Consider the following 22,107-nt stretch of genomic DNA (forward strand, 5'->3'; position numbering starts at 1 on the left):
TCAGGCCGTCCTGCGGGTACGCACCAGCGCCAGCCCGCCGGCCAGCAGACCCAGCGCGCCGAGGACCAGGGCGATCCACCCGACCGCGCCGGTGCCACCGTCGCTGGACTCCGTGCTCGTCTGCGCCACCGGCTGCACCGAGGCGTCGTCGGCGTCGCCGTCGGCCTGCGCGGTCAGCACGAACTTCGGTGCCGGGTACTCCAGCTCGTCGGCGTTCTGGCCCTCGGCGGGCAGCTGCACCCAGGGCGTCTCGCCCTGCTCGCAGGTCTGCACCGAGGGGAACGCCAGCGTCTCACCGGCGGCGTCAGGCAGCTTCACCGACAGCTCGAAGGTGTCCCGCAGGTCGTCCGGCAGCGGCGTCCTGGCGGTGTAGACCACCTCGGCGACCCGCTGGGTGACCTCGTTGCCGTGGCTGTCCTTGACCGGCGGGTTCAGGTCCGCCATCACCTTCTCCACTGTCCAGTTCGGATTCACCGTCGGCGTGACCGTGACTATCTGCTCGGGAATCTGGATGGACACCTTGGTCGTCGCAGAACCGTCGCAGCCGTGCGGTACACCCAGCGTCAGCACCGCGTACGAGCCGGCGGTCGTCACCGACGGGCTGATGGTGACGTGCGCGGCGGCCGGTGAGCCGGTCAGCGCCACCGTCGCGGCGGTGAGGAGCCCGAGAGCACCGAGCTGTGCGACCCGACGACGTGTGAAGAACATGTCTGGACAACCTTCCGGGAGGGGGCGCGGCGACCGGTGCGTACGCACCTCGGTTACCTGGTCGGGCACGCCCCGCCCGGAGTTCCCGGCATTGTCGGAATTCTGCCCCGATCAGGAATCGGCGCGGGTGCCGAGGGCGAACCGGATGGTGGTGGTCAGCCGGACGCTTCCGCCGCCGGGGGACAGCACGTCTGCCACGTCGGCGAGGGCAGCGGGCAACCGCTCGGGCGGGATGCTCTCCAGGATCGCGCGGGATCCGTGTGACCAGACCCAGGCGACGAAGTGGTCGCTGTCGCGGAACCGGCTCTCGAACGGTACGTCCTCGACGGTGACCTGGTGGTAGCCGGCGCGGCGCAGCAGGTCGCCGGTCGACTCGCGGGTGGCGAAGTCGTCCTCCCGGCCGGTGGCCGGTGGTTGGCGGCGCTCCGGCGGCACGTGTCGGGCCAGCGTCCCGAGTGCCTCGCTGAAGCGCGGGTCGTAGGCGGCGAAGGTGGTGACGCCGAGCCGCCCGCCGGGGCGCAGGAGCCGGTGGTAGGCGCGCAGTGCGGGCAGCGGCGCCGGCAGCATGAACACGACGAGTCCGGCGAGCACCGTGTCGAAGGTGGCCTCCGGCAGCGGGGGGTCCTCGGCGTCGGCGACCTCGACCCGGACGTTCGGCAGGCCGGCGGTGGCCACGTCGGCGCGGGTCAGGTCGACCATGGTCGGAGCCAGGTCGATGCCGACGACATCGCCGTCGGGCCCCACCGCCTGTGCGGCGGGCATCAGGACGGCGCCTCGTCCGCATCCGACGTCGAGGACCTGTTGTCCCGGGCGCACCCCGGCCCGGCGTACCAGTTCCCGCCCCATCGGGCCGAAGAACTCCACACCGACGCGGTCGTAGGTGGCGGCGCTGCGGTCGAACACCGCCGCCGTGTCGTGGCTGGCGCGGCTCGCGCTGATTCGGTTACTCACGGGCTTCCCCCTGCGTCTCTGCTGGTGCCGTCGAATCATCGATCGTCGTGCCTCTATACCCCGCCCGCCCGGACCTTAACGATCACGGTATTCGTTCCAGTCTTCGCGCGTCGTTCGACTCGGGTCGGCGGGGTCGTTGGAACAAGATCACATTAACTATCCTAAGTCTTGGGCGTTGCGCGATTAAGAAAATCAAGGTACAAATAAATCGCACGCGGGTTGACGGCGACAGGGGGCACAGATGGACTGGCAGGAACTGACGGATCTGACCCGCGGGCAACCGTTCGTGGTCGAACGGGTCCGCCTGACCGACAGCGGCGTCGCGGTCGAAGGACAGTTCGAGCCGCCGCAACTGGCGCAACTCGGTGTCGACGACCAGGTGTTCGTGGCCGCCTTCGTGCGGTCGCACGGGTCGATCAAGGAGATGGAGCGGATCTTCGGGGTGAGCTACCCGACGATCAAGTCCCGTCTGAACCGGATCGCCGCGCAGCTCGACTTCGTCGACACCGACCCGGCGCCCACCGGCGCCGACGTCGTCGACCGACTGCGGCGAGGGGAGATCGACGTCGCGCAGGCGCTGGCGGAGCTGGAGAGATCGCGGTGATCCCGCAGCTGGTGACGATCCGTCACCGCCGTCCCGACGGCCGCTGGCGGCGACGGTTCGTGCCGGTGCTACCGGTCCTGCTGCTGATCAGCCCACTACTGCTGCTCGCCGTGCCGGTCGCACTGGTCGCCTGCCTGGTCACCCGGGTGAACCCGGTGGCTGCGTTCCGGGGCGTGGGACAGGTGCTGGGGGCACTGCCCGGCACCCGGATCGAGATCGCGCAGGGCGACAAGACCCTGCTGGTAAGCGTCAGATGAGTCGAGGAAGAGGGCACATGAACGAGCAACGCCGCCAGATCCTGCAGATGCTGGCCGACGGGAAGATCACCGCAGACGAGGCGGAACAGCTCATCGGCGCCCTGGAGCGTGAGCAGCCGGAATCCCCGACGGCGACGACCCTGACCCGCCCGAAGGCCCGCCCCAAGTACCTGCGCGTGATGGTGACCACGCAGGACGAGGACGGTCCGGGCCGGGTCAACATCCGGGTTCCGCTGCAACTGCTGCGCGCCGGGGTACGCCTCACCAGCCTGGTCCCCCCGCAGGCACTCAGCAAGGTCAACGTCGAACTGGCCAAGTCGGGCGTACCCATCGACCTGACCCAGCTCAAGCCCCAGCACATCGAGGACCTCGTCGAACAGCTCGACGACATGACCATCGACGTGGACCAGTCCGAGGCCAAGGTGCAGGTCTTCTGCGAGTGACCCTCGCCCCGGAGGTCACTCCGCGTCGTGGCCCTGGAGGTCTCAGCCGGCCTCCGCCCGTTCGGTCATCCCATGGACGATGTCCCGGGTCGCCGGATACAGGGAACGGTATGCCGTGTAGCCACGGTGGTAAGCGGCGGCCGTCGACGGATCCGGTTCCACCCGGGCAGCCCACCGTGTCCAGTCGTCGTCGCTGTCGACCAGCCCGACCGCGAGGCCGGCAAGGTACGCGTCGCCGTAGCTGGCCCCGATCGTCTGCTCGGGGACCAGCTGCGGCTGACCGGTGACGTCCGAGATGATTCGGGTCCACAGCGGACGGGCGCCCCCGCCCACCGCGATGACCCGCTCGGGTGGCGTCAGCAGACCGGCCATCTCGTCGAGGTGGTGCCGGACCGCGTACCCGATTCCTTCCAGCACCGCCCGATAGAGATGTCCACGCCCGTGGTCGAGGGTCAGGCCGGCGACGACACCACGCGCCTTCTCGTCGAACAGCGGAGTTCGCTCGCCCGCGAAGTACGGCAGCACCACCAGGTCGTCGGCGCCGGCGGGCACCACGGCGGCCTCGGTGGCCAGCCGCTCGTAGTCGGTCCCGCCGACGAGATCGCGCAGCCACTCGACCACCGCACCCGAGGTGGCGGTGCCACCCGCGACGCAGAAGCTGCCGGGAAAGAGGCCGGTGGTCGCCCACAACCTCGGATGGACGACCGGTGCGGTCACCGTGCGGGTGAGGAACATGGTGGTGCCGTACATCAGCATCAGGTCGCCGGCTCTGGTGGCACCCACGCTGGCGGCCTCAGCCCAGGCGTCGATCGTGCCGGCGGTGACCGGGACGCCCTCGGGCAGGCCGGTGGCCCGTGCGGCGTCACGCGTGACCCGGCCGGCGATCTCGGTGGGCCACAGCAGTCTCGGCAACTCCAGTCCCGGGGCGATCTGCGTGGCCAGGTCGTCGATCCAGGACTGCCCGTGTAGGTCATAGAGCGGGTCGCACTGGCTGGCCGAGTGGTGGTCGAGGACGTACTCGCCGGTGAGCCGGAACACCAGGAACGAGCTGGCCATGAAGAACCGACAGGTGTCCGCCCAGACCTTTGGCTCGTGCCGTCGGACCCACCGCAGCTTCGGGCCAACAGCCTGACTGGTCAACCGGTTGCCGCCGCGCCGGACGATCTCGTCGGCACCGATGGCATCGGTCAGTTCGGCGATCTCCGCTGTCGCCCGGGTGTCGACGCCGTACAGGATCGCGGGTCGCAGCGGCCGTCCCTCCACGCTGGCCGGCAGGACGCACGGACCGATGCCACTGACCGCGACGGCGGCGACCGGCCCGGGAACCGCCGCGAGCAGGTCCCGCACGATGGCGACGAACTCTGCCCACCAGATCGCCTCGGCGTCGTGCTCCACGTGGCCCGGCCGGGGCCGCGACACCCGGTGCGGGCGGGTCGCGACGGCCAGTACGGCCCCGGCCGGATCGGTGAGGACGCCCTTGCTGCTCGACGTGCCGATATCGACGCCGAGCAGGCAGGGGTCACCGGCCATCGGCAGGTCCCGCGTCGCACCCGTGCAGGCGGATCTGCGGCAGACCGGTGACCTCCCGGTCGTACTCGCGGTCGATGCGGATGTCGGTCAGCTCCTGGAGGAAGACCTCACCCTGGCTCCAGACGGTGGCCCGGAAGACGTGTCCGCCACGGACGTTGCCACCCGCCTCGGAGAACAGGGCGTGGCAGTGCGCCCACAGCTTGCCGTCGAGGGTGGTGACGTTGCCCTGGATGGAGAGGATCTCCATCGGGCGTTGCAGCACGACGGTGTCGATCTCGTCGGCGAACTCGTGCTCGCGGTGGATCGGCAGCGTGGTGATGTCTCGGGGGTTGCGCAGGTAGACCTCCTGGATGGTGCCGATCACCGAGAGGATGACGGCGGTGTGTACGCCGTGGTCACGGCACACCTGCTCGATCGAGTCGGTCAACTGGGCGCCGGGCTTGATGCTCGCGGCGATCACACGGCCGTTGCCGGCGGCGCGACTGACGACGGCGGGTACGGTGCTGGTCATGGTGCCTCCCGAGGTGCTGGTTACTTGACGCTGCCCATCGTCATTCCGGTCACGATGTGCCGCTGCGCGGCGAGGGTGAGGACGAAGACGGGCAGCATGATGATCGAGGCGTAGGCCATCATCGGCCCCCAGTCCAGGGACGCCTCGTGGACGAAGTTGAAGACGGCCACCGGCAGGGTGCGGCTGTCGCCGTCGGAGAGGATCAGCGCCATCTTGAAGTCGTTCCAGCTGAAGATGAACGCGAGGATGCCGGCGGTGAGCATGCCGGGTCGGGTCAGCGGCACGGCGATCTGCCAGAACGTCTCCAGCTTCCCGCACCCGTCGACCTGCGCCGCGTCGTGGACCTCGTCGGGCAGGGCGGCGAAGAAGTTCACCATGATGAAGACGGTGAGCGGGAACGTGATGATGACGTGCGACAGGATCAGTGCCGGGTAGGTACCGACCATCCGCAACGCGGTGAACGCGACGAAGAACGGCACCAGATAGGCCACCCCGGGTAGCAGACGGGCGGTCAACAGTGACAGCGACAGTTTGGTCTGCCGGTAGCGGGCGATGCTGTAGGCCGCAGGCACACCGATGAGCAGCCCGAGCAGGCTGGAGCAGGTGGCGACGACCAGGCTGTTGGTCATGTAGCGCGCGAACGGGGTGCGGGTCAGCGCCGCCTGGTAGTTGTCCAGGGTGGGCGTGAAGTCGAACCACTTCGGCGGGATCGTGTAGATGTCGACCTGTTGCTTGAACGACGACGTCAACATCCAGAAGAACACGAACAGCGCCGGGGCGAGTGCGACGGTGACGGTGACGGCGAGCGCGATCCGACCGAGGATCGATCCACGCCGTCGGCGAGGTCTGGCCACCGGTCGGGTCGGCGGTGGCGCGGTGGCTCGGGTGGCGGTCAGGATCTCGGACATCGGTTCACCCCTGGTCGGTCCGCGCCCGGAGGCGGGTGAAGACGATCGCCACGACGAAGACCAGCAGGGTCAGCCAGACCAGCAGCATCGACCCGTACCCGAAGTGCAGGTACGACAGGCCCTGCTTGAAGGCGTACAGGTTGAGGGTCTCCGAGGCGGTGCCGGGACCGCCGTCCGTGATGACTTTGATGATGTCGAACGTCTTGATGGCGTCGATGAGTCGGAACAGCGCGGCGACGAGGATGACCGGGCTCAACAGCGGCAACGTGACGCTGACGAAGGTACGCACCGGCCCGGCCCCGTCGACCTTGGCCGCCTCGAACGGCTCCTGCGGAAGTGCGGCCAGCCCGGCCAGCACGATGAGCATCACCAACGGTGTCCACATCCAGGTGTCCACGATCGCCAGCGCCGGGATGACGAGGTTGGCGTCACTGATCCAGAGCAGGGTCGGTCCACCGACGGACTGCACGAGGTAGTTGAGGATGCCGATGGTCGGGTCGAACATCATCTTCCAGACCAGGGCGACAGCGGCCGGCGTCGCGATCATCGGGAACATGAACAGGGTGCGGGCCACCCCTCGACCAGGGAAGCGCTGGTGGAACAGCAGGGCCGCGCCGACGCCGAGGACGACCTGCAGCCCCACCGACAGGGTGACGAAGTAGACGGTGCGCCAGATGCTGCCCCAGAACTGGCTGTCGCCCAGTGAGCGGGTCAGGTTGTCCAGACCGACGAACTCCGGTGGTCGCAGCCCGCCGGACCACTCGTGGAAACTGAGATAGACGGTGTAGCCGATCGGGAACGCCAGCATCGCGACGACGACGATCAGTGCCGGGGCCGGCAGGATGTACCGGTCGTAGCGGTCCAGGACGTCGAGCAACGTGCGGCGGGGTACGGGCTGCGGGGGCTTGTGCGCAGACCGTGGGGGGCTTTCGGTGAGCGGAGCCATCGGGACCAGGTCCTCCCTTGCGAGGTCCGCGGCCGGAGGCGGGGCCTCCGGCCGCGACCGATCACTAGCGCATCGCGTCGAGCAGGCCCTGCAGCTTGTCGTTCTGCTGGTCGGCCGTCCGCTTGAGGGCGTCGCCGGTCTGGCCTTCCAGGCCCTTGTTGGCGACCAGTCCCGCGATCTCGCGGGCCTCGACGCCCGGGGTCACCGGCGGGTTCATCCGGGCCCGTGCCGTCTCGGTGCTGCTCAGCACCACCTGGGTGAACTCGGGAGTCTTGTCCGCCTGCTTGAACTCGGGCGACCCCCAGGCCGACGCACGCGGGCTGGGCCAGCCGGTGAGTTTCAGGTCGAGGTTCATCTGCTTGCTGGTGGCCCACTGGATGAAGTACCAGGCGGCGTCACCCTTCTCGGAGAAGGGGTTGATGCCGTAGCCCCAACCGCCGATGAACGGCGCGGCGTCGCAGTCGGCACGGGGGACGGTGGTGTACCCGACGTTGCCGGCCACCCGGGACTTCGTCGGATCCTCCAGGTCCTTGACGAACAGGTTCACGTCCAGGAAGGCGAAGACGTTGCCCTGCGCGAACTGCTGGGAGGGCACCGGCCAGTCGAATCCGGCGATGCCGGGCGGCCCGTACTTCGTGCCGAGCTGTCCGTACGCCTCGTATGCCTTGAGCGCCTCCGGCGTGTTGATCGCGGCCTTGCCGTCGGCGACCCACTCACCGCAGTGCGCGTACAGGAATGACGAGAACGGTGTGGTCGTCTGGTACGGGATGCCGCGCAGCGCGAAGCCGTACACCCGGTTGCCGGGGTCGTGCACGGCCGCAGCGGCGGCGTCCCACTCCGCGAAGGTGGTCGGCACCTCCAGACCCGCCTTCTCCAGCAGGTCCTTGCGGTAGTAGACCAGATCGGTCTGCATCTCCCAGAGGACGGTGACGGTCTGCTCCTCGACCGTCATCGCCTTGCGGATACCGGCCCCGAAGTCCTCGAAGTCGTACTCCGGGTTGGTCATCCCCGGGTTGGTGAGGTAGGGGCCGAGGTCGGTGTACCAGCCGTTCTTGGCGAACTGCAGGCCGTCGACCTCGGGGAAGGTCGCCATGACGTCGAAGTCCGAGGCCCGCGAGGTGAGCCGCACCGGCAGGTTCTGCCGGTAACTGGTGACGTCGGACCCCTCGATCTCGACGGTGATGCCGGTGAGGTCGGTGAACTCGGCCAGCCCGGCCCGCAGACTCTCCACCTGACCGGTGTCGGCCACGTAGACCTTGATCGACTGGCCGTCGTAGCGCTTCCAGTCGAAGGTGTCGCCGGTGTACTCCGGGCCCTGGTTCCCGGCGCCGCCCCCGCCGCAGGCGGTGACGGCCAGGGTCGCGGTCAGGGCTATCGCGAGGGTTCGTGTTATCGATCGAAATGATTGCTTCATGTCGGTTCTCCTGACGAGAAGACCGGTGCTTCGGGCGCACCGTCGTCGCCGGAAATCTGGGCGACCACGGTGCAGGGCACCTCGCCGACGCCCTGCACGTTGAGCGGGGCGAGGGTGAGCCGGATCCGGCGCCCGGCGAGGGCGCCGCATCCGACCAGTCCGGCCACGGTCCAGATGGACTCGGTCAGAGCCAGGGTGGCGGCCCAGTCGTGCCGCACCTTCTCGGGCCGGTAGTGGTGGAGATAGATCGTGGCAGCGTCCGACGGGTACGCCGGGCGAAGCCAGGGCTGTAGTGCGGTCCACTCGGTCCGGGCGTGGTCGCCACCCGGCCGGTCGAGGTACAGGCAGTCGGTGAGCAGCATGTCCGACGAGTTGGCGCGGAGGCGTTCGACCAGCAACTGGGCCGCCGTGACGCTGAGGTAGGGCCCGTCGAGGTAGTACGCCGCGTCGGCGAAGCGATCCGGATCGTCCCCCCACCCCGTGGCCAGGACCACCGCGTCACCGGCCCGCAGGTCGGCGTCGTCCAGAGCGGCACGGATCGCGTCAGCGGAGATCTCGCCGCCCGGCCCCACCGGGCAGGACAGCACGACCGCCGCCCGGCCGAGCAGCCGCTGTGGTGGCAGCTGGTCGACGGTGGCTCCGGTCGGCGAACCGAGCGCCGGACCCAGCAACCGGGTCGCGGAGCCACTGCCCATGGTGATGTGGAAGAGGTTCGCGCCGTTGTAGGTCAGGGTGGCGATCTCCTCGGTCCGGTACGGCGCCTCCCAGGGGAAGAAGCTGCCGGCCGGTGACTCGGTGGTGATCGGGCGGGTCAGGTTGATGGTGCGCAGGGTCATCGGGCCTCTCCCGCCTCGTCGCCGTCCACGGCCAGCACGGTGCACGGGGCTCCTTCGGCTCCCGCGAGGAACAGGGGCAGCACGGTGATCCGGACCCGCTTGCTGCGCAGCGCGCCGCAGTTGGCCACCGCGGCGACCGGGGACATCGCGAGATGCAGGACGACCGACGACCCCCAGTCCGGGGCACCGCCGCCGGCCCCGCGTTGCGGCGTGTAGTGCCGCATGTAGATGCGGGCCTGCGGGGAGGGGAACGGCGGACGGTCCCACGGCTTGCGGGAGGCCCACTCCGGGAACATGAAGCCCTCGCCGAGATTGCCGATGTACGCGCAGTCGGTCAGCATCAGGTCGCTACCGCGTTCGGTCATCACCTCCGCCAGCCGCTTCGCGCCGTCCAGCGAGAAGTGCGGGGTGGTGGTCGCGTAGTCGTCACCGAGAGTGCGGTAGCGCTCGTCGTCGCCCCACCCGGTGCGCAGCAGCACGGCGTCACCGTCGCGGTAGTCGGGATCGCCGACGACGGCGAGCTCGATGTCGTCGGCCTCGATCTCCTCGCCGGCCTGCTTCGGGATGTCGATGACGACCGTCTCGCGGTCGACCAGCGTGCCGTAGTCGAGTTCGTGGATGCGGGGTGCGTCGTCGTCGTAGCAGGCGCCGAGCATGAGACGGGTGCCCGCCTCGCTGTGGAAGCTCATGTGGTGGGTCGAGACACCCTGCCGTTCGTGAGTCGTCACGGGCGTGAGCTGGAACGGGGAGTCCCAGGCCCACACGTTGCCGACCGGCATGAACGGATAGAGCGGCAGCGTCAGGTTGACTGTTCTCATCGGGCCTCGCTATCTCTCGGTGCGGTCCGGGGCATCGGCCTGGCGAGGTTGCGGCGCAGGGTCGATCAGGCGCCGGCGGCGCACGGGGTCGATCAGGCGCCTGGGGCAGCCTGCGGAAAGTAGAGACGGGGCTGGGCGGCCGCCCAGCGGCTACGTTGGTCGGCCATCACGCCGCCGACCAGGTAGACGTGGTGGATCACCTGCTCGGAGATGGCCTCGGCGTCACCGTCACGCACGACGCCGAGCAGGACCCGGTGCGACTCCGCGATGTCCTGCACGCCCAACGTCGGGCCGACCATGTTGAGCCACAGACGGAAGAGCACATGCTGCTCGTCCCAGGCCTTCATGATCCGGGGAAGTCCGCACGGCGCGCAGAGGGCGCGGTGGAACCGGTAGTCCAGGTCGGCGATCCGGCGGGTGTCACCGGCCGCCGACGCCTCGTGCATCTGGGAGATCAGATCCTCGAGGTCGGAGACGTCGGACGGTCGCAGCCGCGGTGACGCCTGCTGGTAGGCCAGGGTCTCCAGCACGGTACGGACCATGTGCAGTTCGTGGACGTCGTCCTCGGTCAACTGGACGACGCGGGTGGTGCGCGCGGACTCCTCGACGAGTAGGCCGTCCCGCTTGAGTAGCCAGATGGCCTCGCGCAGTGGCGCGCGGCTGACGCCGAGTTGCCGGGCCAGCGACTCCTCCACGATCCGGGTGCCCGGCGGCAGAGTGCCGTCCAGGATCGCCGCCCGCAGTACGTCGTAGGTCGACTCGCTGAGCACGACCTTCTGGGGCACGCGCAGCGCGGTGACGGACGATGCGGGTTCGGCCGAGTTGACCATGCGACAACCTTCCCGAAGGGGGCCCGGATTTGATGAAGCCCGGCGACTTATCGTCGACGGTGTACGGTAGACGGAAACGTAGCCGTAACATGAATGACCCGTCAAGAGGTCAGTTCGGCCGGGTCTGGACGCCCGAAAGCGCTGGTAGACGCTCTGTGAGCGAAGGGTCGACGCTGAGCAGTCCGGAGCATCGCGACGCCGCCGTAGCGCGGACGTGACAGCCGAATCCGGGATTGCGTCGATGGGCATCAACCGGGGGCACGGACGAGTGGCCTGCGGCCGAGCGGAGTGAGCCGGCGGCGACGCATACATACCGCGCGCCGCACGGGGTCGGGCGCCATGCATCCCGCAGACGCCGCTTGCGGCGCGTGGGGCGCAGATGCCCCACGCGCCGCCGGTGCTACCTGTCGGACAACAGTGACGCGACCGCCTCGGCGGTGCTCGGGTGCGCCTCCACCAGGACCGCCGCACCGCTGCGGGGAGCACACCAGTCGCCCCGTACACCGAGGAGGCCGGCGACCGCGTCCACCGGCTCCGGATGAGCGGCCAGCAGGGCGTGCACCGGCCCGGCCGCCCCACCGGAGGCGCGCGGCGCGACGGTGGGGACGGCGGGGGAGGTACGCAGCCAGGGCGGGACCCACGAGTCCAACTCGGAGAGTGTGCCCGGGAACGTGCGCCCCGCCTCGCGGACCAGCAACGGCACCGACTCGGCGCCGTGCTGCCGCAGGGTGGTGACCAGGTTGGGCAGCCAGGGCAGCAGGACCGGGTCGGGCAGTCGGGCGAACGCGGTGGACATCGTCTCCACCACGAACGGCGCGAGCCCCGGCACCGGTTCCAGCGCGTGCACGAACCCGGACAGATACTGCGGGAAGGCCGGCACCACCAGCGGGTTGGCCAGCAGCTCCTGGCACTGGGCCCGCAGCTCGGTCAGAGGCAGCAGACCGAGCTGGTGCCGGGCCGCCCAGAGCAGGGCCACCTTGGCCGGCGCCTCCGGATGGGACTGACCCACCGCGAGTTCGAGCTGGGACCGGTCGCAGCCGAGGGAGAGCGCCAGACTCTCCAGGCTGAACAGGAACCCGAGCATCGCCCCGACCTGCCGGACGCCGGTCTCCTCCTCGACGAACGCGGTCGGCAGCAACGTGCAGTAGTGGGCGTACCCGGTGGTCACGAACGCCGCGCACCAGGCCGGCAGCGTCGGCGCGGTGGCCTGGTGGTGGGCGAGCAGCCGGCGGATCCGGCGCAGCACGCGCGGCGCGTCGTCGACGGTGCGTTCGGCGGCGAGCAGCTCCACCGCCCGGGCACCCAGTTCGTCGACCAGCCGAGGGCTGTCCAGCAGCCGGATGGCGTCCTCGACGGCGGCGAGAGCACCGGCGGCGGTGGCGTCCGGGCCGTGTGCCGCCCGACGCAGGCGCTGTTCCAGCACCTGCTCGACGGTCACCCCCTCGTACCCGAGTTCGATAAGCGCGCGTTGGTGACGGCCCAGCGCCAGATCCCAGCTCTCCTGGATGGACCGGTGGCCGAGCCGACGCTCACCCATGATCGGCCGGACCGCGTCCGGCGGCAGCACGTGCCGCAGCATCCAGAGCAGGTCCGAGCAGCCGGCCAGCTCCGGGTTGCCGTGCAGATCCAGCAACGCCCGCTGCATGGTCCGCTTCTCCAGGTCCAGACCGAGCGGCTGGAGCCGGTCCAGCACGTCGCGGGCCAACGGCGGCAGGGCGTCGTAGCCGACCTGCCCGATCCGGTCCCCGCCGAGCAGGATCTCGCAGAGCCGCCGCACGTCCCGTCGACCCGGCACCACGTCCTTCTCGATGCAGGTCACCGCCGCGTCGGCGAAGTCGTACGGGGTGGGCCGGGCCCGGTTGCGCAACCCCGCCAACAGGATCGAGGTCTCGAACACCGCGATCGCGTCGGCGGTGCTGGCCAGGTAGCCGTTGCGCCGGGCCAGCCGGACGATGTCCACGCACCACCGGCGCAGCTCCGCCTCGTCGAGCCCGTCGAGGGCGGGTGGCGCGGCGAGGAACCCGGAGAGCCGGTCGCTGACCGCCTCGTCCGGTGCCGTATCCGGCGCGGCGCGTCCCCGCCGGCCCCGGGGCGTGCCACCCCGCTGACCGTCCAGCCGGTACGGCGTCAGGCGCGACCCGCTCACCGAATTGGTCCAGCTCGCCGCCGCGATCGACACCGATCCGGGTGCGAGACCGAACTGGGCCTCGATCGCCGAGTGGCTGGACGGGATCAGGCCGTACCGCCACCGCGTCGCGGTACGCGGGGAGATGTCGAAGTCCGGGGCGGTGGAGTCCAGGCCGAACTGCGCGACGCGGCTGGCGGCGTGGAAGGCACCGCAGACGTAGAGGCAGTCCTCGGGGTCGGCCCCGGAGACGGCCAGGTGCTGCCGGATCCGGGTCCACATGTAGCGTTCCCGGTCCTCGTCGTGGTCGGTGCGGTCCGACCCGGCGGGACGCAACCGCCGGAACAGGCTGCCGATCAGCACCATCACCTGCCGGTAGGTGTCGTGGTCGGCGACGGTGAGCGGCCGTTCGACGTACTGGTCCCACCACTCCGACCAGTGCCGCACCTTGCCGTGGTGCAGCAGGTGCGCCTCCAACTCGGCGAACCGGGGACGCAGGTCGCCGATCTCCACACCCACCGCGTCGCCGTGCAGGGCCGCCTGCTCACCCGCCTCGGCACCGCTCTCCGCACCGGCCGCCTCGCCCTGGGGCGGGGTCTCGCCCCGGGGCGACCACTGGAAGACGTGATCGGTGGAGCGGTCGACCAGCACCAGCTCCACCCCGGGCGTCTCCAACGCGTACGCGATCGCCTGGTATTCGGCGGACGCCTCGGTGACCGGCGCGATCACGCTGAGCGGACCCCACGCGGCGGGGAAGCCGTCGAGTTCGGAGGCGAACGCCTGCACCGCCACCGGCAACCGACAGTTGCGCAGTTCCCCCAGCAACGGTCGGAGGTCCTCGCAGAGCTCCAGATAGATCACCCGAGGCTGCTTGCTCCGCAACCGGCGCACCATGGCCAGCGCCGAGGCCGGCGAATGGTGGCAGACCGGGAAGATCTCCAGCCGCTCGCCCAGGGCCCGGTCCACGTCGTCGACCATCCCGGCGAGGATGTCGGCCAACGCGTCCGGACCGCCCGCGAACGCGGCGGCCGCGTCGGTGAGCTGCTCACGCAGGGCGCCGAACGCGCCAACGGTCGCCGGGGCGCTCATGACAGGGCGGCGATCGCCTGACGGCCGCCGTCGAGGAAGCCGGGCCACTCACCGCCGTCCTGCTTGGCCCGGGGTTCCACCACCGCGTGTAGGTACTTGTTGAGGATGGCCAGGTCCTCCGGGCTGCGTCGGGCCAGCGACCCCATCAGCGACCCGGCCAGCGTCTCGGCGCGCAGCGTCCGGTCGCCGAAGAACTGGCTGTGCAGGATCGCGTCCTCCAGCACCCCGATCTGCTCGGCGGTGGAGAGCGCCGACTCCAGCTTCTCGTCGTCGCTGGTCGCCGACGCGGCGGCGGCCCGCAGGTCGGCGAAGCTCTGCAGCAGGATGTCCAGCAGCGTGGGCGGCACGTCCAGCTCCACGTGGTGCCGGCGCAGCAGCTCCTCGGTGCGGAACCGGACGATCTCCGCCTCGCTGCGCTTGTTGGTGACCACCGGGATCCGGACGAAGTTGAAGCGTCGCTTCAACGCCGACGACAGGTCGTTGACGCCCCGGTCCCGGCTGTTGGCGGTCGCGATGATGGAGAACCCGGGCTGGGCGAAGACGATGTTGTCGTCGTTCAACTCGGGGATGGAGACGTACTTCTCCGACAGGATGGAGATCAACGCGTCCTGTACATCACTGGTGGAGCGGGTCAGCTCCTCGAAACGCCCCACCACGCCCTGCTCCATCGCGGTCATGATCGGCGACGGGATCATCGACTCGCGCGACTGTCCCTTGGCGATGACCATCGAGACGTTCCACGAGTACTTGATGTGGTCCTCGGTGGTGCCGGCGGTGCCCTGCACCACGAGCGTGGAGTTGCGGCAGATCGCCGCCGACAGCAGCTCGGCGAGCCAGCTCTTGCCGGTGCCCGGGTCACCGATGAGCAGCAGGCCCCGGTCCGACGCCAGCGTCACGATGCTGCGTTCGACGAAGCTGCGGTCGCCGAACCACTTCTGCGGGATCTCCCGGTCCAGACCGTCGGCGCGTTCCGAACCGAGCACGAACAGCCGGACCATGCGCGGGCTCAACCGCCAGGAGTACGGCTTCGGACCGGTGTCCACCGACTCCAGGAAGTCGAGTTCGTCGGCGTACTTGACCTCGGCGGGGGCACGCAGCATCTCGGACATCAGGGGTGTCTCTCCTAGGTGAGGAAGCTCTTGAGCTCGAAGACGAGTTTGCGGATGTGGCCGGAGACGACCGGGGTGCCCAGGTCCTTGAGGCGCTGCCGGAACCAGGGGTTGACGCTCTGCTGGCCGGAGCTGCTGACCGAGCCGACCGGGATGAACCGCACCCCCGACCGGTGCACCGCCTCGATGCCGTCGAACAGGGGTTGGGACCGGCCGAACTCGTAGAAGTCCGAGATCCAGACCATCACCGTGTTCCTCGGCTCGACGATCTTCGGGCGGGCCATCGCCATCGCCAACGGCCCGTCGTTGCCGCCGCCGAGGTTGGTGCGGAGCAGGACCTCGAACGGGTCGTGCACCCACGGGGTCAGGTCCAACGCCCGCGTGTCGTACGCGATCAGGTGCACGTCGACCTTGGGCAGCCCGGCGAAGATGGACGCCAGGATGGTGCAGTTGACCATGGAGTCGACCATCGACCCGGACTGGTCCACCACCACGATCAGCCGCGACGGCGTGGTCTTGCGCGCCGTCTGCCGGTAGTAGAGCCGGTCGACGTAGAGGCGCTCGTCCTCCGGGCTCCAGTTCGTCAGGTTCTGCCAGATGGTGCGTTCCAGGTCGAGGTTGCGATAGACCCGCTTGGGCGGCACCGAGCGGTCGATGCTGCCGACGCTGGTCTGCGCGACCTGGGTCCGCAACACCTCGGCGACCTCGTCGACGAAGCGGCGGATCAGTGCCTTGGCGTTGGCCAGGGCGACGCCGGACAGGTGGGACTTGTCCCGCAGCAGTTGCTCGATCAGCGACATGCTGGGCGTGAGCTGACGGGCCAGCGTCGGGTCCGCCAGCACCTCCCGCAGGCGCATCCGTCGGACCAGGTCACCCTCGATCCCGGCGAGGGTGGCGCCGAGCCCGGTGCCCTGCCGGCGCAGCTCGCCGGGCGCGCTGCCGAGCGCCTGCTCGAACCACCCGGCGTCCGCCTGCCAACCGGCCAGTTGATTGGCGGTGACCGGCCCCGCACCCGTGGCGAAGACGTTGAGCAGCACCTTCGACACCAGCGCCGCGCGCCGGACCTCGGCCTCGCCGGGCTGATGCGGCCCGGCGGTCGACCCGGCCTCCGCCTCGGTGTCGGCCTCCGCGTCGGTGCCGGCCTCCGGCTCGGGGTTGGCCTCCGCCTCGGTGCCGGGGTCGGTGTCGACGAGCAGGCCCCGCAACTCGTCGGCCACCTCGGGGAAGCGCTGCACCACGGTGTCCACCGACACCGACGGGTCCAGCAGGGCGGCCGGCAGGCCGAGGTCCTCGACCACGGCCATGCTCGCCGACTCCAGGGTGGGCTGCTCGTCCGGGTCGAAGATCCGACCCAGCAGCCGCCAGTAGAGCACCTGCCGCCGGTTCGCGGCGGCCCGGTCGTCGGGGAAGTGGGTCATCGGCGCAGCAACCGTCCCGCGCGTTCGCGCAGAACGGCCACGGCGTCGCCCGCCCTGGCCTCGGCCTTGGCCACCTTCGGGTCGGTGACACCCTCGGCCCAGTCACCGTTGTGCGCCTCGACGGGCGCACGTTTGACGCTGGCCTGCACCGCCAGCGGCTGCACCCACCACCGCCCGTCGTCCCAGCGGGCCAGGCCGAGGCAGGCGGTCGAGGCGGCCACGAGTGCGGCGGTGAGCGGACCGGCCGCCGGCAGCCGCTCGACGGCGACGCCGATCGACTCGCCGTCCCGGTCCAGGGTGAGCCCGTCGCCACCCTTGCGTACCCGGTAGCCCTCCAGCAGGACCGGCTCGGCGATCGCGGCCGGATGCCGGTCCAGCGGGGCGGTGGCCGCCGCCGTCGCGTCGGCGAGCAACAACCGGCCGGTGGCGAACGGGTCGGCCGGCTCGCCCGGCCGGGCCTGCGCCTCGCACCAGGTCAGGTCTGCGCCGCGCACCGGCAGGTCGGTGACGGTCACCGACCGACGCTGCGCCACCGCCGCCAGCAGCACGGGGTACGCCGCCAGGAGCCGCCACACCGCCGGCCCGGTGATCGTCTCGACCTTCGCCGCCGCCACCGCCGTACGCACCAGTCGGGCCGGTCCGCCGTCGGAGGGTTCGAGCACGGCGTGCACCTGCACCTGCACCGCCGTGGCGTGCTCGTGCACGTCCACCCCGAGCGGGAGCAGACGCCCGGAGACCCGCTCGACGTCGTCCACCGGACCGGACCGGTCCTGCGCGAGCAGCACGGCGCGGCTCCAGAGGTCACCCCAGCGTCGGGCCGGCACCTGCGGCATCGTGGCCACCGGCAGGCTCGCCCGCACCTCGGCGGAGAGCCCGTCGAGCAGCACCGCCATGCGGCGCAGCCGTGGCTCGGCCAGGGCGGCCTCGACCGGCGAGCCGACGGCGGAGAGCAACTCGTGGTCGACGCCGCGCCAACCGGCCACGGCCACCTCGTGCAGCCAGGCTGCGGCCGCGCCGCTCGCGGCAGTGGTCTCGACCGGTGCGCCGGCCGGTGCCGCCCACGGGGCCCGGTCCCGCCCGACGGCGGTGTCGAACCGGTCGAGCAGTGCGTCGTGCGCCGCGCCGAGCAGCGCCGACCGGGCGCCCGCCAGGACGGCGAGGTCGTCGGGGCCGAACCCGCCCGCCGTCACCCGGCCCACCGCGTCGGCCGCGCAGGCGCCCAACGGGGTGCCCGCCACCGCGTCGGCCAGTGCCGTCAACGCTGCCGTGGCCTCGTCCCCGACCCGTGCGAATCCGCTGACCAGTGCCGCGTCGAAGCCGGCCACCACCGTGTCGGCGTCGGCCAGGCCCGCCGGAAGGTCCTGCTGCAGGTGTGCCAACTGGGTGCCGAGCATCAGCGAACCGCCCCGGTTGCCGGGAACCAGTGCAGCTCGGGCAGTGCGGTGCTGCTGTCCGGCAGTTCGAGGTAGGCCAGGTGGCGCAGGAACCGGCTGAACACCACGGCGGCCGGGGTGGGCTCGTGCCGGGTGTCCATCCGGGCCAGCAGGTCGGCCCCGCCGCGCACCTCGTCACCGGCGTCGACTCGCAGGTACCGGGCGACGCGCGCGACACCGTACTGCAGGACGGCCTCCTCGGCGAGGGCCTGGAGATGCTTGCAGGGCGCACCCCGCAGCCCGCCGCATGGCCGGTTGTTGTTGGTGCTGCAGTGGTAGGCGTGGGTGCCGGCGGTCACCGACGAGACGTAGACCCGCTCGATGTCCGAGCCGCTGGAGACGACTCCCTGCAATCGGCCGTCGGCCAGTTCGACGAAGGGCACCTTCGCCAGCTTGCGGGGGCGGGCCGGCGGCACCACCGCCACCACGCTCCGCCGCCGCCAGGCGGTCCCGTCCAGGTCCGTCACCGCAATCCTCCCGCCCGCTGCGGACTCGGCGTCCGCCGTGGTGATGCGTGCGCCGACCGGTCCCGGCGCCGCCGTGCTGACAAGATCATGGCCCACGGGTACGACATCCCGCCGCGCCGAGGTCGTCCCACCATCCGCCGACCACCAGGCCATCCTCCTAGGATGCTCTACGGGAAGTGCGCGCTCTCTCACCCGCACCCGGCAGGTGCGACGACGGGGAACCCGGCGTTAGCCTCGCGGCCCGTCCATCGCGTTCATGCATCAGGAGGTGGAGATGCGACGACACGGGGGAGGCGAGACCGCCGGACGGTCTCGCCGAGTTCGTCAGGTATGGGCGGGCAGGCGGATCCGCATCTCGAACTCTTCGCGGTCTGGAGGTAGGGCGTGACGTACGACGACGACCACATCCGGATTCTGCTGACCCAGGCGGTGCCGGTACTGCGGCCCCCGCAGGACCGACTCGACCTGGTGGAGCATCGCGTCCGCCGTCGCCGCCGGTAGAGCGCTGGCGGTGCTGTTGGCGGCCGGGCTGGCCGTCGGTGGCATCGGGGCCGCCGGTTAGGCCGACCGCCACCGGCGTGGACGCTGTCTGCCGGGTTGACCTGTCAGCAGGATGCCGGTCGATCCGACTGTCCCGCGTCCACGAGACGTCCCGGAACGACGGCGGCCGGCGGGCGGTGGGGGCCGGTCACCTCGCGCGTGATCGACGCGGTCGGTCCGGCGAGGTGGCCGGACGCGCGCAGGACGTGCTCCGCGCCGCTGAGCGCGATCACCCTCGCCGTGCCGCTCGTGGCGGTGACGGTGATCCGCTGCCCGCGTGCGACGGCGGTCTCCCTGACCACGAGCAGCGCGGAGAGAGCGGCGCAGTCGAGGTACCTCAGCGGAGTCAGGTCGAGCTCCAGATGGGTGATCCACTCGGGGGCCAGGAGTAGTCCGAGGTGGTGCTGGATACGCGTGGCGGTGGCCAGATCGGCCTCACCGGACAGGGTCACGTGCCGGGTGCTCGGGCTGGCGTCATAGTGGTGGAACTGCAGGAGTTCCTGGTCAGTGACGACATTCATGTGAATGCTCGGTCCCTGCCCTGGCGAAGGGCACTGGCGCGGCCGGATGAGGTTGCCACCATCGATCCGGCGCCGGGGAGGACAGCGCTTCAGGTGCCGACCTCGACGTGGCGCGTAGGACGCCTTGCCTCGACCGTACCCGCCGCCGGCGACCGATGCCACGTCCGCCGGTGCTGCAGTGGCCGACCGGGGTCGGGATCGCCGTCCGCCGACCCCTGTTCCGCCGCAGGTCACCCGCTGGAGACCGGGGTGACCGGATCGAGCTGCCGGACCGCGTCGACGATGGCGGGGAAGGCGTCGACGAAAGCGTCGACGTACCGGGGGTCGAAGTCCGCGGGCGTCCGGATCCGGCTCTGCAGACAGCCGATGAAGTGCAGGCCAGCGCCGCCGGCAGCCAGCGCGTCACCGGGAGAGTCCCCCACGTAGACGCACTGGGCCGGCGGCAGTCCCGTGGACGCCAGGAGTTCGTCGAAGGCGCGGGGGTCCGGCTTGCGGAAGCGCATGTTCCCGGCGTGGTAGACGCCGCTGATCCGGGTGGCCAGGACGTGGTCCGGTGCCAGCATGTGCCGGATCTCGGCCTCGGTCCGCGACGTCAACAGGAACACCTTCCGGCCGGAGAGCACGAACTCGTCCAGTGCCCGCAGGTTCTCCGGCGGGACCACGTCCAGACGACCGTCGGCGACGTGCCGCTCCAGCGCCCGCTGGTGCAACGCGGTGAACCGGGCCAGGTCGAGGCCGGGCGATCGGATGGGCATGGCGTCCAGCAGTGGTGCGCCCCACGTCGACAGGTGGACGTGCGGGGGGATCGGAGGTCGTCCCATCTCCGCCAGCACCTCGTTCTCCAACGCGAGCGCGGCGGCCTGGGTGAGACACAGGGTGTCGTCGACGTCCACGATCACGGCCCGGATCACCCGCCCAGCGTAGACTTCTTCCGAGTCCGTGCGAGAGACCGAGGAGGTGGCACCCGTGACGTTGTGGAAATGGGCGCTCCCCTCTGGGGCCACGGTCGGGCGATAGGTCGTCCGGGAGCGCCGTTCACGAGCACTCCCGAAAGGCACGACCATGCGATTCACTACCGCGCATCGGCTCGACGACGGCGTCCGCGAACGCGAATTCGTCCTCGGCGAGATTCCCGGCATTCTGTGGACGCCCGCGTCCGCATCCGCGCCGGTCCCGCTGATTCTGCTCGGCCACCCCCCGCTCGGACTGCGCACGATGTACCCCCGTCTGGTGGCGCGAGCCCGGCACGCCGTGGCAGAGGGCTTCGCGGCAGCCGCCATCGAGCTTCCCGGCAGCGGTGACCGGCCCCGTTGGGCCGCCGCCGAGCAGGCCCGTGTCGATCTGCGCCGGGCGTTGGAGGCCGGTGAGCCGGTCAGCGACGAGATCGTCGACGCCCTCGTCCTACCGCTCGTCGACAAGGCGGCCCCGGAGACGCAGGCCGCCATGGACGTGCTTCTGTCGCTGCCCGAGATCGGCGGCCCGGTCGGGTACTCAGGGGGATTGATCTCCGTTGGTATCCGGCTCGCGGTGGTCGAGCCCCGTATCGTGGCCGCCGGTTTCTTCGCCGGGAGTCTCGTGCCTCGCATCATGTTCGAGCAGGCACGCCAGGTCACCATTCCGCTTCACGTGCTGTTGCAGTGGGATGACGAGGGGAACGACCGGCAGGCGGCCCTGGACCTGTTCGACGCTTTCGGCTCGACCGAGAAGACGCTGCACGCCAACATGGGCGGACACACCGGTGTCCCGCAGTTCGCCGGGGAGGACGCGGCCCGGTTCTTCGCCCGGCACCTGCGCCCGGTATCCGCGAGCGCCTGACCGGACTCGGGGAGGCGCATCATGGCGCCGCCGGTCGGGTGATGTGTGATTCCAGGTGGCCCGGGGCGTGCACCGCCCCGGGCCAGGCGCCAGGGGGGCGGGCGTTCCGGACGCGGAGGGCAGACGAGCCCTGCGCCCGCTACCGGCCGCCCGAGATGCGGCAACGCACGCCGTGACAGCCTGCGTTTCCCCGTGCCGTGCCCACCACTGACGCTCGTCATCCGACACTGATACCGATTCGACATCTGCCGGTGGCCGTGGATGTCTTTGGGTATCGGGCAGTGTCCGCTACGGTGTCACTGCCACAATAGTTGTCGGGTGCAGCTCAGTAGAGCACAGCGCCGCGACGTTCAGCAACTATCGTGGTCGACCCCGGACGGGTCGCGACGGATGTCGCAGGTGGATCGGAAGGTGGTCATGGCCGACGTTGGTAGCGCCGACGGGCCGACCTCGTTCGCGGCCCGATTGCGGCACCTGTTCGAGACGCGACTCAAGCCCGGCACCGACAAGGCGTTCTCGCCGGACGAGGTGGCCAGGGCGACCGGTCTGTCCACCAGCTACGTCAACTACCTGCTCCGGGGAGAGCGTGACAATCCGTCGCGTTCGGCCATCCAGCAACTGGCCAACTTCTTCCGGGTGGAGCCGAACTTCTTCTTCGACCGGGTGACCGACGCCGAGTCCGTCAGCGACCCGGATCTGGAGACGATCACCGTGCTCGCCCGCCGGATGCCGCCCGGCGCGCCCCGGGCCAGCCTGCGGGCGATCGTCGAGCAGGTCGCCGCGCTGGAGGCACGGAGCAAGGCGCGCCGGGACCGCTTCGACCCGTAGCGCCCC

The 22,107-nt window shown here is 70.5% G+C and carries 22 protein-coding genes; 5 read left to right on the top strand and 17 right to left on the bottom strand.

Annotated elements, in window-relative coordinates; genetic code table 11:
* Positions 1-708 (bottom strand): YcnI family protein, encoded by a 708-nt coding sequence (locus tag ACFYTT_RS02400; RefSeq protein ID WP_387257273.1) that lies wholly within the window; start codon positions 706-708, stop codon positions 1-3.
* Between the two features lie 111 nt (positions 709-819).
* Complete coding sequence (locus ACFYTT_RS02405; protein WP_387257956.1) at positions 820-1,647, bottom strand: class I SAM-dependent methyltransferase; 828 nt, start codon at positions 1,645-1,647, stop codon at positions 820-822.
* 253 nt (positions 1,648-1,900) lie between these two features.
* On the opposite strand from ACFYTT_RS02405, the gene ACFYTT_RS02410 reads away from it, so the two are divergent.
* From ACFYTT_RS02410 to ACFYTT_RS02420, 3 genes are read left to right on the top strand one after another with little or no spacing between them, the layout of a single operon-like run.
* Positions 1,901-2,263 (top strand): DUF2089 domain-containing protein, encoded by a 363-nt coding sequence (locus tag ACFYTT_RS02410; protein ID WP_357215134.1) that lies wholly within the window; start codon positions 1,901-1,903, stop codon positions 2,261-2,263.
* Positions 2,260-2,520, top strand: coding sequence for a hypothetical protein (locus ACFYTT_RS02415; RefSeq protein ID WP_131053016.1), 261 nt, complete (start codon positions 2,260-2,262; stop codon positions 2,518-2,520). The genes ACFYTT_RS02410 and ACFYTT_RS02415 overlap by 4 nt, the downstream gene beginning before the upstream one ends.
* A 17-nt stretch (positions 2,521-2,537) precedes the next feature.
* Entirely contained in the window at positions 2,538-2,963 is a 426-nt protein-coding gene (locus ACFYTT_RS02420; RefSeq protein ID WP_131053017.1) for a hypothetical protein, read from the top strand.
* A gap of 42 nt (positions 2,964-3,005) precedes the next feature.
* Here the strand turns inward: ACFYTT_RS02420 and ACFYTT_RS02425 are convergent, their stop codons facing one another.
* The 15 genes from ACFYTT_RS02425 to ACFYTT_RS02495 form a co-directional block, all read right to left on the bottom strand.
* The gene (locus ACFYTT_RS02425) at positions 3,006-4,493 is read right to left on the bottom strand and encodes an FGGY-family carbohydrate kinase (RefSeq protein ID WP_387257275.1); all 1,488 of its coding nucleotides are present in this window, start codon (positions 4,491-4,493) and stop codon (positions 3,006-3,008) included.
* Positions 4,483-5,004 carry a PPC domain-containing DNA-binding protein gene (locus ACFYTT_RS02430; protein ID WP_131053019.1) on the bottom strand — a complete coding sequence of 174 codons (522 nt, stop codon included), beginning with the start codon at positions 5,002-5,004 and terminating at the stop codon, positions 4,483-4,485. The genes ACFYTT_RS02425 and ACFYTT_RS02430 overlap by 11 nt, the downstream gene beginning before the upstream one ends.
* 20 nt (positions 5,005-5,024) lie before the next feature.
* A complete protein-coding gene (locus ACFYTT_RS02435; protein ID WP_387257277.1) occupies positions 5,025-5,912 on the bottom strand; it encodes a carbohydrate ABC transporter permease in 888 nt (295 codons plus the stop codon).
* 4 nt (positions 5,913-5,916) lie between these two features.
* Positions 5,917-6,789 (bottom strand): carbohydrate ABC transporter permease, encoded by an 873-nt coding sequence (locus ACFYTT_RS02440; protein ID WP_217705998.1) that lies wholly within the window; start codon positions 6,787-6,789, stop codon positions 5,917-5,919.
* Positions 6,790-6,922: 133 nt separating this feature from the next.
* Positions 6,923-8,272: a sugar ABC transporter substrate-binding protein gene (locus tag ACFYTT_RS02445; protein ID WP_161594951.1), complete on the bottom strand. Its 1,350-nt coding sequence runs from the start codon at positions 8,270-8,272 to the stop codon at positions 6,923-6,925.
* Complete coding sequence (locus ACFYTT_RS02450; RefSeq protein WP_131053023.1) at positions 8,269-9,108, bottom strand: cyclase family protein; 840 nt, start codon at positions 9,106-9,108, stop codon at positions 8,269-8,271. Before ACFYTT_RS02450 ends, ACFYTT_RS02445 begins: the two co-directional genes overlap by 4 nt.
* Entirely contained in the window at positions 9,105-9,926 is an 822-nt protein-coding gene (locus ACFYTT_RS02455) for a cyclase family protein (RefSeq protein WP_387257280.1), read from the bottom strand. Before ACFYTT_RS02455 ends, ACFYTT_RS02450 begins: the two co-directional genes overlap by 4 nt.
* A gap of 92 nt (positions 9,927-10,018) precedes the next feature.
* A complete protein-coding gene (locus ACFYTT_RS02460; RefSeq protein ID WP_357215150.1) occupies positions 10,019-10,756 on the bottom strand; it encodes a GntR family transcriptional regulator in 738 nt (245 codons plus the stop codon).
* Between the two features lie 400 nt (positions 10,757-11,156).
* Positions 11,157-13,970 (bottom strand): DUF5682 family protein, encoded by a 2,814-nt coding sequence (locus ACFYTT_RS02465; protein ID WP_387257283.1) that lies wholly within the window; start codon positions 13,968-13,970, stop codon positions 11,157-11,159.
* Complete coding sequence (locus ACFYTT_RS02470; protein ID WP_387257284.1) at positions 13,967-15,079, bottom strand: AAA family ATPase; 1,113 nt, start codon at positions 15,077-15,079, stop codon at positions 13,967-13,969. The genes ACFYTT_RS02465 and ACFYTT_RS02470 overlap by 4 nt, the downstream gene beginning before the upstream one ends.
* Positions 15,080-15,093: 14 nt before the next feature.
* Positions 15,094-16,497, bottom strand: coding sequence for a VWA domain-containing protein (locus tag ACFYTT_RS02475; protein ID WP_387257285.1), 1,404 nt, complete (start codon positions 16,495-16,497; stop codon positions 15,094-15,096).
* Complete coding sequence (locus ACFYTT_RS02480; protein ID WP_387257287.1) at positions 16,494-17,891, bottom strand: hypothetical protein; 1,398 nt, start codon at positions 17,889-17,891, stop codon at positions 16,494-16,496. The genes ACFYTT_RS02475 and ACFYTT_RS02480 overlap by 4 nt, the downstream gene beginning before the upstream one ends.
* Positions 17,891-18,358 (bottom strand): hypothetical protein, encoded by a 468-nt coding sequence (locus ACFYTT_RS02485; RefSeq protein ID WP_357215243.1) that lies wholly within the window; start codon positions 18,356-18,358, stop codon positions 17,891-17,893. Before ACFYTT_RS02485 ends, ACFYTT_RS02480 begins: the two co-directional genes overlap by 1 nt.
* A gap of 644 nt (positions 18,359-19,002) precedes the next feature.
* Positions 19,003-19,458 carry an STAS domain-containing protein gene (locus tag ACFYTT_RS02490; protein WP_387257288.1) on the bottom strand — a complete coding sequence of 152 codons (456 nt, stop codon included), beginning with the start codon at positions 19,456-19,458 and terminating at the stop codon, positions 19,003-19,005.
* Positions 19,459-19,688: 230 nt separating this feature from the next.
* Entirely contained in the window at positions 19,689-20,369 is a 681-nt protein-coding gene (locus tag ACFYTT_RS02495; RefSeq protein WP_236145901.1) for an HAD family hydrolase, read from the bottom strand.
* A 151-nt stretch (positions 20,370-20,520) separates the two neighbouring features.
* Here ACFYTT_RS02495 and ACFYTT_RS02500 point away from each other — a divergent pair, with 151 nt between their 5' ends.
* Both ACFYTT_RS02500 and ACFYTT_RS02505 read left to right on the top strand, forming a co-directional pair.
* Positions 20,521-21,273 carry an alpha/beta hydrolase gene (locus ACFYTT_RS02500; RefSeq protein ID WP_387257289.1) on the top strand — a complete coding sequence of 251 codons (753 nt, stop codon included), beginning with the start codon at positions 20,521-20,523 and terminating at the stop codon, positions 21,271-21,273.
* A 417-nt stretch (positions 21,274-21,690) separates the two neighbouring features.
* Positions 21,691-22,101 carry a helix-turn-helix domain-containing protein gene (locus tag ACFYTT_RS02505; RefSeq protein ID WP_131054994.1) on the top strand — a complete coding sequence of 137 codons (411 nt, stop codon included), beginning with the start codon at positions 21,691-21,693 and terminating at the stop codon, positions 22,099-22,101.
* Positions 22,102-22,107 lie beyond the last annotated feature (6 nt).

Source organism: Micromonospora sp. NPDC003816, assembly GCF_042874705.1.
GTDB lineage: Bacteria > Actinomycetota > Actinomycetes > Mycobacteriales > Micromonosporaceae > Micromonospora.